The organism is Pseudomonas gingeri, from assembly GCF_013385635.1.
GTDB lineage: Bacteria > Pseudomonadota > Gammaproteobacteria > Pseudomonadales > Pseudomonadaceae > Aquipseudomonas > Aquipseudomonas gingeri_A.
On record NZ_JACAPR010000001.1, the window covers coordinates 186,313 to 200,771 of the forward strand.

Sequence of the window (14,459 nt, forward strand, 5' to 3'; positions counted from 1 at the left end):
AGAGGGTGACGTGCTGAGTGCGGAGCTGAAGGCGTTTTACATGGTCGCCCGCCTGGGCAGTATTACCCTGGCGGCGAAAAAGCTCGGTCTCAGCCAGCCCACGGTCACCACCCAGATCCGCCACCTGGAAAGCCAGTACTCGGTCGAGTTGTTCTATCGTGGCGGTCGGCGCCTGAGTGTCAGCGAAGAAGGCGCGCGGCTGCTGCCGATGGTCAAGGTGCTGCTGCAGCAGGAAGCCGATATCGAGTTTTTCCTGCGTAACAGCGGCCAGGTCCAGGGCACCCTGCGGATTGCCGCCACCGCGCCGTACTACATCCTCGATCTGGTCAAGGCGTTCCGCGAGCGCCTGCCCCAGGTCGAAGTGTCGATGGAAATCGGCAACTCCCAGCAGGTGCTGGAGGCCCTGGAGGACTATCGGGTCGATGTCGCGGCATCGTCGCAGTTATTGGAGGACCCACGCCTGATCCGCCGAGTGCTGGGCAGCGACCCGCTGGTGCTGGCGGTGCATCGCAACCATCCGTTGGCGGTATATGATCATGTGCCGTTGAGTGCGCTGGCCGGGCATTGCTTGCTGATGCGCGAGCCGGGGTCGACCACCCGGCAACTGACGGAAGAGTTATTGCGTAATGCACAGGTCGGTCATGGCCCGCTGCTGGAAATCGGCAGCCGTGAGTCGATCCGCGAAGCGGTGCTGCGTAATATCGGCATCAGCATCATTGCCCGCCAGGAAGTGCCCCACGATCCGCAACTGCGGGTGCTGAGCATCGAGAATGCGCCGCAGATCCCCGAGTACCTGTATTGCCTCAAGGAGCGCAAGTCGGCGCGCCTGCCCGCCGCGTTCATGGGCCTGGCTCAGGAAATGGCGCCGGCCTGAACCCAAATCCGCCAATACCACTATCGGCAACTTTGGCCTTGTTGCCACATAGCCTACGCATTCCCTCCCTAGCATGACCCTCATCCGCTAGATGAGGTCCGTCCATGAACAACTCGATCGCCATCGCCCTGGCCAACCCAGGCGCACCGATGAAAGTACGCGGTGTACAGAAGCGTTTCGGTGCCTTCACCGCACTGGACAACGTTTCCCTCGACGTCGCCGCCGGCGAACTGGTGTGTCTGCTGGGGCCGTCGGGCTGCGGCAAGACCACCCTGCTGCGCTGTATCGCCGGCCTCGAACGTCAGGACGATGGCGAGCTGTTCCTCGGCGATCGCAATGTCTCCGAGCTGCCGCCCCAGGCCCGCGACTACGGCATCCTGTTCCAGTCCTACGCCTTGTTCCCCAACCTCACGGTGGAGGCGAATATCGCCTACGGCCTGGCCGGTAGCGGGCGTGATGAGGTGCGCAAGCGCGTTGCCCAGATGCTCGAACTGGTGGGGCTGGTCGGTAGTGAAAAAAAGTATCCCGGCCAGCTTTCCGGTGGTCAGCAGCAACGGGTCGCCCTGGCTCGGGCCCTGGCACCGGCACCCTCGTTGCTGCTGTTGGACGAACCGATGTCGGCTCTCGATGCGCGGGTCCGCGAACACCTGTGCACCGAACTGCGCCAACTGCAACGCAGCCTCGGCGTCACCACCCTGATGGTCACTCACAACCAGGACGAGGCCATGTTGATGGCCGATCGCATTGCCGTGATGAACAACGGCAAGGTCGAGCAGTACGCTACGCCCCAGGAAATCTACGACAAGCCGGCCACGCCGTTTGTCGCCGAGTTTGTCGGCCAGGGCAACTGGCTGCCGTTCCAGCACCGCAGCGCCCATCATGCACGGGTCGGTAATATGGATGTGCGGCTGGCCGAAGGTGCTTCGCGTGCCGGTTCCGGCCGGCTGTTCTGCCGCCCGGAGTCGATCAGCGTCAATCCACCGGTGCACGAGGAAAACCTGTTTCCGGCGCGGGTGCGCGAAATCACCTTCCTCGGCAACCGCTGCCGCATGAGTTTCGAGCTCAACGAATTGCCCGGCCATCCGCTGCTGGCCGAAGTCGCTCCGCAGGACATGCCACGCCTGGGCTCGCCGGATATCTGGGTCGCGCTGCCACCGCGCAGTCTCCAGGTGTTTGCCTGAGATGGCCGGCGAAATCAGCCTGCCGCTGGCGCGCAAGTCGAGCGTGAACACCTCGCGCGGCGATCTGGGCGACCGTCTGTTCGTGGTCGGCGGCAAGCTGCTCTGGCTCTGCCTGCTGGGTATTGCGGTGTTGCTGCCGCTGCTGGCGATCTTCTGGCGTGGCTTCAGCAGCGAGGCCGGGCAGGGCGGTGGCTGGCTCGCCGCGAAGGAACTGGTGAACAGCGACAACTTTCACTGGCTGCTGGGCAACAGCCTGAAGGTGTCCATGAGCGTGGCGGCGATTGTCGTGCCCCTGGCCTACCTGTTTGCCTACGCCCTGCAGCGCACCCTGATTCCCGGCAAGCCCCTGTGGCGCGCCCTGTCGCTGTTGCCGCTGATGGCGCCATCGATGCTGCCGGGCATTGCCCTGGTCTACCTGTTCGGCAACCAGGGCCTGTTGCGCGGCCTGCTCTGGGATAACGTCTACGGCTTCTGGGGCATTGTCCTCGGTGAGGTCATTTACACCTTTCCCCATGCCCTGATGATCCTGCTGTCGGCCCTCTCCCTGGCCGATGCCCGCCTGTTCGACGCCGCGTCGAGCATGGGCGCCGGTCCCTGGAAAGCCTTTCGCAGCATTACCTGGCCGGCGACCCGGCAAGCGCTGTTCGCCGCCTTGTGCCTGGTGTTCACCCTGACCATTACCGACTTCGGCGTGCCCGTGGTGGTCGGCGGCGATTACCAGGTCCTGGCCATGGAAGCCTACAAGGCGGTGGTCGGCCAGCAGCAGTTCGGGCGGGGGGCGCTGATCGGCATGATCCTGTTGTTGCCCGCGCTGTTCAGCTTTGCGGTGGATGCCTGGCTGCGTCGGCGCCACGGCGACACCATGAGCGGGCGGGCCCAGGTGTTCCAGCCGGCCCGTTCGTCACTGCGCGATGGCTGCTACCTGGCGATTGTCCTGCTGATCTGCGCCGCGCTGCTGCTGGTGTTCGGCATGGCGGTGTATTCGTCGCTGGTGAAGTTCTGGCCGTACAACCTGTCGCTGTCCCTCAATCACTATCAATTCAACGAAACGGCGGGCGGTGGCTGGCTGGCCTATCGCAACAGCCTGGCCATGGCCCTGAGCACGGCGCTGATCGGCAGCGCGCTGATTTTCACCGGTGCCTACCTGATGGAGAAAACCCGCGCCCAGCGTGGCCTGAACCTGGTGTTGCGCATGCTCAGCTTCGTGCCGATGGCCGTGCCGGGGTTGGTCCTGGGCCTTGGCTACGTGTTCTTCTTCAACCTCAACGGCAACCCGTTGCATGTGTTCTACGGGAGCATGACGCTGCTGGTGGTCTGCACCATCGCGCACTACCTGACCACAGCGCAGATGACCGCCACCACCGCCCTGCGCCAGCTCGACAGCGAGTTCGAGGCGGCCGCGCTGTCGCTCAAGGCGCCGCTGTACCGGCATTACCTGAAGGTAACGGTACCGATCTGCCTGCCGGCGCTGCTGGACATCATCCGCTACCTGTTCGTCTCGGCCATGACCACCGTATCGGCGGCGATCTTCCTCTACAGCCCCGACACCATCCTCGCGGCGGTGGCCGTGCTGAATATGGATGACGCCGGCAACGTCGGCGGCGCAGCAGCCATGTCGACCCTGATCCTCTTTACCTCGGCGGGCGTGTCCCTGCTGCTGGCCTGGGCCTCGCGCGGTTTGCTGCGGCGCTCCCAGGCCTGGCGGCAGACTGCGCCCGGTCATTGATTCGCCCACCCGATCACTCGTACTCACTCAAGGAACCGCGCCATGCCCAAGTCACGCCTGCTCAAACCACTGGCTCTTACCGCTGCCGTGCTCTCGGCATTCAGCCTGAATGCCTTTGCCGCGAAAACCGAGCTGACCGTCTACACCGCCCTCGAAGCCGAACAATTGAAGAGCTACAAGGACGCCTTCGAGAAGGCCAACCCGGACGTCGAAATCAAGTGGGTGCGCGACTCCACCGGCATCATCACCGCCAAGCTGCTGGCCGAGAAAGCCCGGCCGCAGGCTGACGTGGTCTGGGGCCTGGCGGCTTCGAGCCTGGCGATCCTCGACCAGCAAGGCATGCTGCAGAGCTATGCACCGAAGGACCTGGGCAAGATTGGCGGCAACTATCGCGATGCCGCCAACCCGCCATCCTGGGTGGGCATGGACGTCTGGGCCGCGACCATCTGCTTCAACACCGTCGAGGCCGAGAAGCAGCACTTGAGCAAACCGGTGAGCTGGCAGGACCTGACCAAGCCCGAGTACAAGGGCAAGATCGTGATGCCCAACCCGGCTTCGTCCGGCACCGGTTTCCTCGATGTCAGCGCCTGGTTGCAGACCTTCGGCGAGAAGCAGGGCTGGAAGTACATGGATGACCTGCACCAGAACATCGGCCAGTACGTTCACTCCGGCTCCAAGCCGTGCAAGCTGGCGGCCGCCGGTGAGTTCCCGATCGGCATCTCCTTCGAGTACCCGGCCGTGCAGCTCAAGCGCCAGGGCGCGCCACTGGACATCATCCTGCCGAAGGAAGGCCTGGGCTGGGAAATCGAGGCCACCGCGGTGATCAAGGGCACACCCCATGAGGAAGCGGCAAAGAAACTCGCCGACTTCTCCGCCAGCCCGGCGGCCATGGAGCTGTACAAGGAAAACTTCGCCGTGCTGGCCCAGCCGGGGATCGCCAAGCCGCAGACCGAACTGCCGGCCGACTACGAACAGCGCCTGATCAGGAACGACTTCGCCTGGGCCTCGAAGAACCGCGACGAGATCCTTACCGAGTGGCGCAAGCGCTATGACGGCAAGTCGGAAAAAGTCGCCCAATAACCCCTGGACCACTATCGCGGGCCAGCCGGCTCCCACAAGGTGTTGTGTCGATCCCTGTTTTTGTGAACGACGCGAGTCCTGTGGGAGTCGGGCTTGCCCGCGAACCGCGTAGCGGCCATTCCCCACGGAATACCCATGGAAACTCACAACGATATTCTCATCGTCGGCGCCGGCATCCTGGGCCTGTCCCATGCCTACGCCGCCGCCCGCCGTGGCCTGCGGGTCAAGGTCTTCGAGCGCAGCGCGACGCCCCTGGGCGCGTCGGTGCGAAATTTTGGCCAGGCCCTGGTCACCGGCCAGCCGCCGGGTGTGATGCTCGACCTGGCGCGTGCCAGCCGGGACATCTGGGGCCACTGGTCACGGCAGGCCGGTTTTCAGCTCAAGCGCAACGGCTCGCTGCTCTTCGCCCGTACCGAGGCGGAAGAACAGCTGCTGGAGGCGTTCTGCGCCAGCCGTGCCGAGAAGCACGGCTATCGGGTGAGGTTGTTGCGGGGCCAGGACCTGCACGCTTTGCACGACGGTCAGTTCAGCCATCACCGTGCCGCCCTGCACGGCCTGGACGACCAGCAACTGTATTCCCGCGAGGCGATCCCGGCGCTGATCGACTATCTGCGTCGCGAACTGGGCGTGGAATTCCACTTTTCGACGCTGGTGCGCGAGGTCGAGCCCGGCCGTTTGCACAGCACTGCCGGGAGCTTTCGCGGTGGGCAGATCGTTGTCTGTTCCGGTCACGATTATCAGACGCTGCTGGCCGAATCGATGGCCCGGTTGCAGCCGGGCATCTGTCGTTTGCAAATGCTTCGCGCGCGCCCGCTGTCGAACAGCCTGAACCTGCAACACGCGGTGCTGACCGGCCTCAGTTGCGTGCACTACGGTGCGTTCTCCGACTTGCCGGAAGCCGCAGCGGTGCGGGAACAGATCCTGCGCGAAAGCCCCCACCTGCAGGAGCACGGCATCCATCTGCTGATCAGCCCGACGCCCCACGGCGAGCTGATCATCGGCGACTCCCATCATTACGGCAGCGATGCTTCGCCGTTCAACGCCGAACAGGTGGACACCTGGATGCTGGAGCTGGCCGAGCACACCCTGGGCTGCAAGGTCCAGGTGCTGGAGCGTTGGCAGGGGGTCTACGGTTCGAAGGGGCCGGGCCCGTTCTCGTTCCTGCGGGCGGCGCCGGGTGTCAGTGCCGTGCTGATGCACACCGGGGTCGGTATGAGTGTCGGTCCGCAGATGGCCGAAAACAACATTGCCGCGTTGCTGGGAGAGTCCGCATGAACCCGATCGCACAGGTGTTGGATGAGGTCTTCGGCCTCTATGAACAGTTTGGTAGTGCCGACTATATCGGTGAGCCGGTCTCGCAACTGGAGCATATGTCCCAGGCCGCGCAACTGGCGCTGGCCGAAGGCTTCGACGATGAAGTGGTGCTGGCGGCGTTCTTTCACGATATCGGGCATATCTGCCCGGCCGGTGAGCAGCCCGTGGGGGATATGGGCGGCTATGGTGTTGTTAGTCATGAACGCCTGGGCGCGGACTATCTGCGCCGGGTTGGTTTCAGCGAGCGGCTGGCCCGGCTGGTGGAGTATCACGTGCAGGCCAAGCGTTATCTGACATTGACCGATCCCGGGTACTACGAGCGCCTGAGCGAGGCCAGTCGGCGTACGCTGGAGTACCAGGGTGGTGTCATGAGCCCGGAGGAGGCTCGGGCCTTCGAGCTGGACCCCTTGTGCGGCGTGAGTTTGCGGATGCGTCATTGGGACGAGCAGGCCAAGCAGCGCCACACTCCGCTCATCGACTTGCAGCTTTTGAGAGACAAGGCGCAACACCTGCTGAGTAAACCTGTGATTGATACTACAGCTCGCGAGGCATAGTTCTGGTTTGGCTGGTGCCGATTCAGGCACGGGATACTCGCCGGTCTTATAGTTCCCTTCCTGGCTGCTTGGGAGAATGATCGCGCACTCCGGCAATGCCCCCGGGCCCGTGGAGTGCGATGAAATTCAAGCCGGACAGTGTGTCCGGCCTGATGTGTTTTTCATAACTCGATCAGTGAGGTATCCCGATGGAAGATGTTAAGCAGCAAGACAATGCCCCGCAGGAAATGACCCTCGATGAAACCATGGATATCCGCGGGGCCGGTTGGGGAGCCGATGCGGGCGCGGTATTCGCCGACTTCTTCAACAACCTGGGCGATTTTTTCAGTACTCCGCTCAAACCATGGAGCTGAAGCAATAGCATCAGACGGGGCAGGTCGATGACCTCGCCCCGTTTGTCCGATGCCTGATTCACGGCGAACTTCCTCTGTACGGATTTACTTATGCTCGAATGGGGGACGGTCACCCCGAGATCGGCGTTGCGACCCTTGCTGTTGGGCGCGGTGCTCGGTCTTTTTGTCGTGGCGGTGATGGTGCTGCTGTCGACGGGAAGCTATCTCAGGAAGGAAGAGGCCCAGGGGCGGGTAATGACCCACGATGTGGTGCGTGTCGCCAATGAGAAGGCGGCCCATGTCGACGAGGTGCTGGTGGGTGCTGGCTCTCCGGTCAAGCGCGGCCAGCCGTTGATTCGCCTGCGCACGGTGGCTCCGGAAAATATCGAGGCCGACAGTGATCAAGCCCTCTCGGTCAGCAATATCGAGCGCTTGCACAACCTGCTCGATGAGCTGGCAGCGGAGGAGAATCTGGCCCGATCCGCCCACGCCGCCCATCAAGATCTCCTGCAACGCCAACTGCGCCAGCTGGAACAGGACCTGGCGCTCAACAGCCGGATCGGACAATCGATCCAGCGGCGCGTCGGTGTTGCCCTGGACGAGCGACAGCGCCATGAGCAACTGGCGGGCGAGGGCGCGGTTTCCGGCTCGGCCAGGGACCAGGCGGTGGTGGTGCATGAGTCCGCCCTGGAAGACCAGGCCAGTAACGAGCTGGCACGGGCCAGCACCCAGCAGCGCAGCCTGGAGTTGCAACAGCGCGTCAGCCAGGCGGACCAGGACCTGGCGGCTCGCCTGGGGCAGTTCGCCCGCCAGCGCAACGAGTGGCTGGAACGCCTGGAATCCCTGGGCAAGAACCAGGGATATGTACTGCTTTCTCCCGTGGATGGCGTCGTGGACACCGTGGCGGTATTTGCCGGCGGCAGGGTCGAGGCGGGCCATCCGATGTTGCTGCTGCGGGCCGCCCGGGCCGAGGATCCGCAGTTGCGGATCATGCTGGACGTCAGCCCGTCGGCCATTGGTTTCGCTACACCCGGTACCGAGGTGATCTTGCGTTTCGATGCTTTTCCCTATGAGCGTCATGGTGTTGTCAAAGGCGCCATCGTGCACAGTTCCGCCAGCACCTACAGGGCGGCGATCCCCGGCGAGACCGGCGATGAAGCGCGGGAGGCGCCCACCTACCTGGTCGAGGTGCAGCCGGATTTCAGTGCCCCTCACACCCGTATTCGCCAGGACTGGCTCAAGGACGGCATGACCCTCAGGGGCTCCTTGAGCCTGGAGCGCCTGAGCCTGATGGAGTGGCTGTTCCTGCCCGTGCTCAAGGGGCTGGAACGTAATCCCGGCGTGTGGCCGGCGGCCCGGCCTGCACCGGCGGCGACGGACGAGCCGACATGAGTGGGCTCAAGGCAGTATTGCGCGATGCCCTGGCGCGCTCCGGGCAGAGGCTGCGCAAGCGCGTGCCGGTGATCCTGCAGGACGAAATGTCCGAGTGCGGCCTGACCTCCCTTGCCATGGTCGCCGGTTACCACGGCAAGCACCTGGCCCTGCGTCAACTGCGACGGGACTACCGCGTGGCGCGGGACGGCATGTCATTGTTCCAGCTCATCAAGGTGGCCGACGAGCTGGGGTTTACCTGTCGCCCCTTGAAAACCCTGCTGGACGGACTCGGGCAACTGCGTACGCCATCGATCCTGTTCTGGAACAACCGGCATTTCGTGGTACTGGAGGCGGTGGGCAGAACCGGCCTGCACCTGGTCGACCCGGCGGTGGGGCGGCGGTTCTACACTTGGGAAGAAGCGTTGCCGATGTTCAGCGGGGTCGCCCTGGAAATGCTCCCGGGCCTGGCCTTTACCCTGCAGGCCGGCGTCCGGGTCCAGGCGTCGCTGGGCTTTGCCAGCCTGCTGCGCAAGAACCCGTGGATCTTGCGCTACCTGATTCCCATGGGCTTGCTGTCGGTGGTCGGATACCTGGGAGGGATCGCCGCGCCGAAGCTGTTCTCCTTGACCATCGATGAAGTCGTGGCCAAGAACGACGAGGATTTCCTCTACCTGATCCTGTACGTCTTCGGCGCGATCTTTCTGTTCAAGACCGTGGCCGCCTGGCTGCGGGCGTTGCTGGATTGCCAACTGCGGATCGCCTTGACACAGGATCTCTCGACCGGCGTCATCGCCCGCCTGCTGCGCTTGCCGCTGAGCTATTTCGAGCGGCGTGCCCCGGGGGATATCCTGCGTCGCACCCAGGCGGCGGACAAGGTGTTCCTGCCGTTCACCTCGGGGTGGATGGACATCGCCATCGACAGCCTGTTCGCCCTGGTCTTCCTGCTGCTGATGGCGCTGATCAATCTCAAGCTGGCGGGTTTGTCCCTGGCGTTGTGCCTGCTGTTTTTTCTCTTTCGGGGTCTGACCCTGCCGGCGATGGAAAAGCGCCACAAGTCTTCGATCGAGGCCGAGACATTGCGCAATGTCTCGCTGTTGGGTGTGCTGGGTGGCATCGAGTCGATGAAGCTCTATCACTATGAAGCGGCGAAACTGGCGTCCTGGAGCAATCGGCAGGCGGACACCGAAACGGCCCGCGCCGGAGTCCAGCGCATGCAGGCGATGAACCAGGTGGTGCATGACGGCCTGTCCCACGGTCACTCCCTGCTGGTCAGCGCGCTCGGGGCCCTGGCGGTATTGAACGGTGAGAACAGCGTCGGCGATCTGTTCGCCTTTGTGCTGTACAAGGATATGTTCATGGCGTGCGCCTTCAAGCTGGTGGATGGCTACATGAACCTGCGGCTGGTGAGGGTTGAGCTGGGCCGGCTGGATGACATCGTCGATGAGCAACCGGAGCCGTTCGAGTCCTGTGTCTACAGCAGCAGCCCGCTTGGGCAGCGCGAGTCCATCGGCTCCATTCGCATGCAGGACGCGCGGTTCTGCTACAGCTCGTTCGAGCGCCCGACCTTCGACAAGCTGGATTTCAGCCTTGAGGGGCAGGGCGCGAAGATCGCCATCCTGGGCCCTTCCGGCTGTGGCAAGAGCACCTTCCTCAAGGTCCTGGCCGGCTTTTATCCGCTGGATACAGGCTTGTTCCGCATCAACGGCCAGGCGCTGCGACATTTCGGCCTGCGCCGCTATCGCCAGAGCGTGGCTTATGTCATGGCCCAGGGTGAGATCGTCGACGGTACCCTGGTCGACAATATCGTGATGGACGACGAGCTGGACGGCCCGTGGCTACAGGCTTGTGTCGAGCAGGTGGGCCTGTTCCAGTGCGTGTTGCAACTGACCAATGGTTTCAACACGCAACTGGGCTCGGTGGGCATTCAGCTGTCGTCCGGGCAGCGGCAACGCTTGCTGATCGCCCGGGCGCTGTATCGTCGACCGCAGTTGTTGTTGCTCGACGAGCCGACGGCGCATCTGGATCGGGCGTCGCGCGATGTGGTGATCGAGACGATTCGCCGGCTGCCCCTGACCTGTGTCGTGGTCACCCATGACCGGGACGTGGCGGATGCCTGTACGACGGTCTTGCAGATGTCCGAAGGCCGTCTGGTGCCGGTTGACAGCCAAAGCCTGGCGACAGCGAAGCCATGATGCCCCGTGGCTTGAGTGGCCGGATGCAGCGCTGGTTATGGCTGGCCAGGTTCAAGGCCAGGCTGCGCAGGCAGTTGCTGGCGATCACGGCCGTGCTTTTGCGGATCAATGCCCTGCACGGTTTACTGGCCCTGTTGCCGACGATCCTGCTCCACTTGCCCCGGGGGTTGCGAGGCGTGGAATACCGGCGCAGTCGCCAGAACCTGGAGCTCTTCGATTTTTCTCCCGGGCATTGCCGGGTCCTGGCCTGTCAATACAGCGCGATCCAGTTCCAGCGGGGGATTTATCAACACCTTTACCAGAGCCATCGGCCCGCATATCTGCGGGCCTGGATCGGATCCATCCCGTGGCGCGATCCCGACGGGCACTGGCAACGCGGGGCCAGGCGCCAGACCATCATGGCGCTGCCCCATTGTGGCGAGTACTGGATGGCCGTGGCCTGTGTGGTCGAGCGCAGGACCGCGCCCACGCGGTTCATTATTCCGATCTGGAACTTCGGCGATCCGTTTACCCATGGCTCGCTCAAGAACCTCGAAGGCCTCGGGCATGTGATCGAGGTCCTGGACAGCAATGACCCGAGGACGGCGCTGGCGATTGCCCGAGGGGTGAAGCGGGGCGATCTGGTGATCATCTTCTGCGACCTGCCGGTAAGCCTTGACGGTATTCGGTTTGGTGAGCCGATGGCGGGACGGTTCTTCGGCCGGGATGCGCAGTTTGTCAAAGGTCCGCTGTTCCTGGCGTCGAAGCTGGGTTGCGATCTTTTACTGGTGGGGCATCGTGCCTGCTTGGGGCAGCGCGGGGAGTTGCAGGTGATCGACCGCGTCCTCCACGGTCCTCTCGAGCGGATGCTGCCGCACTGGATCGAGGCGTTGGAAGGTTTCATTCGCGAGGCGCCGCAGAACTGGTTGTACCTGCCCAGGATGGAGGCTTTTCATCATCGGCAATGGTCATCGGGCGAGAGGCGGCAGGCAGGTCGCTCTGCTTCTGCTGCTTACCTGGATTGAATTCGTTTTTCAGCTTTCATCGAGCTTGTGCAGAAGCTTTTCCAATTGCTCCTGGCGTTCGGTCTGGCTCAGCTTCGGTTGCGGGTTGAGCGACGACCATTGCGGATGGGCCCGGGCTTTGCCCAGGGCATCAGGCAGCTTGCCCTCGCGCCAGGACTTGTCCACGGGCGTTGCGACGGTGATGCTGTCCATCGCCGCATGACCCCGTGCCTCCAGGGCTTGTAGCAGTTGTCGTTGGCGTAGCGCCAGCAGGCGTAGCACGCTGTCGTCGACCGTCAGTTCACGTTGCCCCCTGAGCTTGCCGAGCAGGCGACTGCCGTAGCCGCGCGCGGTCTGCAACGCACCACCGGCAATGGCTCCGGCCAGGGCGGCGGCACCCAGGGTCAGGCCGCCCACCAGCAGATCGACTCCGGCTCCCGCCGCGGCCCCGGCGGCGATGCCTCCGCCGACCTTCACCCCCAGTTGCTTGAGGGTTTCCGGATTGAACAGATCATCGCCCCAGCGCCCGTCGAGCAGCGGCAGGTCGGCCGCCGCCGCGTCGCTGGCGCGAAAGGCGTAGAGTTTGAGCAAGGCTTCGACGCAACGTTGTTCACGCTGACGGACAGCCTGGCGCAGCTCGGTGATGGCACGGCTTTCGGCATCGGCTTCGCTGACTACCTGGCGACGGCAGGCGGCGCAGTCGATCAGCAGCTCGGCGATCAACCGGTTGGCGCTTTGCCGGCGGGCCTGGCGCTGCGCCTCCTGGTCGAGGATCAGTCGCTCAAGCTGGGCACGGGAACCTTCCAGCAACAGGGCCAGGCTCTCATAGAGTCGCCGTTCGCCGTCCTGCGGCGGGGCGACGCTGTCGAAGCGCACCAGGGCATGCAGCCCCAGGCGGGCCAGGGCTTCACGCCAGTCGGGCTCGCGCTGGGCGGCGCTGCTGACGAAGTTGAGCACCGGCAGCAACGGCTTGCCGCAACTGGCGAGCACCGACAGTTCATCACGGTATTTGGCCAGGACCGGTTCGCGGGCATCGATCACATACAGCCCGGCATCCGACGCCAGCAACTGGCGCAGGACCTTGGCCTCCTGTTCGAAACGCTGTCGGGCTTCGCTGCCGTCAAGGAAACGCGCCACCCGCGCCGGACCGTCCAGGCGCTCACCGGGGCGATCCAGGCGTTCGAGGTAGTCGAGCAGGGCGATGGCGTCTTCCAGGCCGGGCGTGTCGTACAGCTCCAGCAGGGCATCGCCGTCCACCGACAGCCGCGCCCCTTCGACATGGCGGGTGGTGCTGGGCCGGTGGGACACCTCGCCAAAGCCCACGTCGCGGGTCAGGGTGCGCAGCAGCGAGGTCTTGCCGACATTGGTGTGGCCGACCACGGCCAGTTTCAGCGGCTTAGTCATGGCCGGTCTCCAGCCAGGTGAGCGGGGCGCAATCGGCGAACGGCAGGTCGAGCTGTAGCAGGGCGCTGTGCCAGTCGCCGAGGCGGTCGGCGTCCAGGGCCTGGCCAAGCGGCGCCTGCACCAGCCAGATGCGGGTGTCGGCGGCACTGCGGGCCAGCTCGGCAATCAAGCCGAGGCTACCGCGGTCCGGCGAGCGGCGCGGATCGCAGGCAATCGCCAGGCGTGCCGGTGGGAAGCGGGTCAGTTGTTCCAGGAGTTTTTGCCGCGACTCGCGACTGTCGAGAATACCGGCGTCCCTCACGCCCTTGGGCAGCGCGGGAGGCCAGGTGTGCTGGTCGTCCAGCTCGATGGCCACCAGCAGCGCGCCGTCGCTGTCCAGGGTGGTGACTCCGGCCGTGGCGTTGTGCAGGTGTTCGGGGGCGGCATCGCTGACGCCGAGGCGTTCGCTGCTGGGCATCAGGCGTTCGCGCAGGTGGGCGTAGCCGGGCAGGTTCGGATCCAGTCGCAGCGTGCGGCTGCCGCTGTTCCAGCGCCATAGACAGAACAGCGCCAGCAGCAGGCGCGGCAGCACGCCGTAGACCACCAGCACCCCGATCAGCCAGGCGGCCCAGGCCTGACGCGCGCCTTCCAGATCGAGGGCGCTGTTGCCGCTGGCGCGGATCATCGTTTCGCTGGGCACGTTGAAGCCGAGCAGGGCCGGCAGGGCACCGAGGCCCTGGGTCAGGCTGACGAAGGTGTCGCCACCGAGAATGGTGGTTTCCCAGACAAAACCGTAGCGCCGGGTCGCCATCAACATCAGCAGGATCACCAGCGCGCAGAGCAGGGCCAGCAGCCACAGGCCATGCACGACCATGCCGATGGCCCAGCGGCTCAGGCGCTGGCGTTGCAGCAGCAGCGCCAGTGCCGGCACCAGTTGCACGGCCTGGGCGTCGCGGGCGAATTTTTCGCTGAGCCAGAGCCACAGTCGCCCCAGGCTGGCGCCGTGTCCGCCGGCCAGGAACAGGCCCGCGGCCCAACTCGCCAACAGCAGCAGGTTCAAGCCGAGCAGGCTGCCCAGGGCCCAGAACACATTGACCGCGACCTGCCCGTTGCCCAGCGCCGCGAAGGCCAGGCCGGCACCGCTGAGCATCACCAGCACGGCGAGCAGCAGCAGGGCCAGGCGCGCGCCTTGCAACCAGTGTCGCAGGGCACTGAGCTGACCATCCCGCTCGGCGAGCCAGAGCGCGCGGTGCTGGATGCGGGTCGCCAGGTCACCGCCGGCCGCCCGGGCGCGGCGGTTGGCTTCGAGGTCGTCCAAGGGGCCGGCCTGCTCTTCGCGCAGGCGCACGGTCTCGGTCAGCCAGAGGCGTTGCAGCGGAGTCGGTTCAGTCACGCGCCATCCTGTTGCGGAGTTGAGCCAGAAGCATAACCGCTGTGGCTAGTGCCTGCACCAGGGTGTCAGGTAT

12 protein-coding genes are annotated in these 14,459 nt (G+C 64.6%); 10 read left to right on the top strand and 2 right to left on the bottom strand.

Annotated features, from left to right (window positions below; translation table 11 throughout):
• Window positions 1–10 precede the first annotated feature (10 nt).
• The 10 genes from HX851_RS00890 to HX851_RS00935 all read left to right on the top strand — a co-directional run bounded on the left by HX851_RS00890 (window position 11) and on the right by HX851_RS00935 (window position 11,631).
• Window positions 11–874 carry a LysR family transcriptional regulator gene (locus HX851_RS00890; RefSeq protein ID WP_177055887.1) on the top strand — a complete coding sequence of 288 codons (864 nt, stop codon included), beginning with the start codon at window positions 11–13 and terminating at the stop codon, window positions 872–874.
• A gap of 104 nt (window positions 875–978) precedes the next feature.
• Window positions 979–2,055 carry a putative 2-aminoethylphosphonate ABC transporter ATP-binding protein gene (locus HX851_RS00895; protein WP_177055889.1) on the top strand — a complete coding sequence of 359 codons (1,077 nt, stop codon included), beginning with the start codon at window positions 979–981 and terminating at the stop codon, window positions 2,053–2,055.
• 1 nt (window position 2,056) lies between these two features.
• Window positions 2,057–3,781 (top strand): putative 2-aminoethylphosphonate ABC transporter permease subunit, encoded by a 1,725-nt coding sequence (locus tag HX851_RS00900; RefSeq protein WP_177064609.1) that lies wholly within the window; start codon window positions 2,057–2,059, stop codon window positions 3,779–3,781.
• A 57-nt stretch (window positions 3,782–3,838) separates the two neighbouring features.
• Window positions 3,839–4,861, top strand: coding sequence for a putative 2-aminoethylphosphonate ABC transporter substrate-binding protein (locus HX851_RS00905; RefSeq protein WP_177064679.1), 1,023 nt, complete (start codon window positions 3,839–3,841; stop codon window positions 4,859–4,861).
• Window positions 4,862–4,996: 135 nt separating this feature from the next.
• The gene (locus HX851_RS00910; RefSeq protein ID WP_177064611.1) at window positions 4,997–6,136 is read left to right on the top strand and encodes a TIGR03364 family FAD-dependent oxidoreductase; all 1,140 of its coding nucleotides are present in this window, start codon (window positions 4,997–4,999) and stop codon (window positions 6,134–6,136) included.
• Complete coding sequence (locus HX851_RS00915; protein ID WP_177064612.1) at window positions 6,133–6,729, top strand: phosphonate degradation HD-domain oxygenase; 597 nt, start codon at window positions 6,133–6,135, stop codon at window positions 6,727–6,729. The genes HX851_RS00910 and HX851_RS00915 overlap by 4 nt, the downstream gene beginning before the upstream one ends.
• Before the next feature lie 188 nt (window positions 6,730–6,917).
• Complete coding sequence (locus HX851_RS00920; protein ID WP_017124904.1) at window positions 6,918–7,082, top strand: hypothetical protein; 165 nt, start codon at window positions 6,918–6,920, stop codon at window positions 7,080–7,082.
• Between the two features lie 90 nt (window positions 7,083–7,172).
• Window positions 7,173–8,453 (top strand): HlyD family secretion protein, encoded by a 1,281-nt coding sequence (locus tag HX851_RS00925; RefSeq protein ID WP_256262789.1) that lies wholly within the window; start codon window positions 7,173–7,175, stop codon window positions 8,451–8,453.
• A complete protein-coding gene (locus HX851_RS00930) occupies window positions 8,450–10,627 on the top strand; it encodes a peptidase domain-containing ABC transporter (RefSeq protein WP_177064614.1) in 2,178 nt (725 codons plus the stop codon). The genes HX851_RS00925 and HX851_RS00930 overlap by 4 nt, the downstream gene beginning before the upstream one ends.
• A 23-nt stretch (window positions 10,628–10,650) precedes the next feature.
• On the top strand, window positions 10,651–11,631 hold the full coding sequence (locus HX851_RS00935) for a lysophospholipid acyltransferase family protein (protein ID WP_256262790.1): 981 nt from the start codon (window positions 10,651–10,653) through the stop codon (window positions 11,629–11,631).
• A gap of 9 nt (window positions 11,632–11,640) precedes the next feature.
• Here HX851_RS00935 and HX851_RS00940 read toward each other — a convergent pair whose 3' ends face one another.
• Window positions 11,641–13,014, bottom strand: coding sequence for a DUF3482 domain-containing protein (locus HX851_RS00940; RefSeq protein WP_177064619.1), 1,374 nt, complete (start codon window positions 13,012–13,014; stop codon window positions 11,641–11,643).
• A complete protein-coding gene (locus HX851_RS00945) occupies window positions 13,007–14,386 on the bottom strand; it encodes a DUF2868 domain-containing protein (protein ID WP_177064621.1) in 1,380 nt (459 codons plus the stop codon). The genes HX851_RS00940 and HX851_RS00945 overlap by 8 nt, the downstream gene beginning before the upstream one ends.
• Window positions 14,387–14,459: the final 73 nt, after the last annotated feature.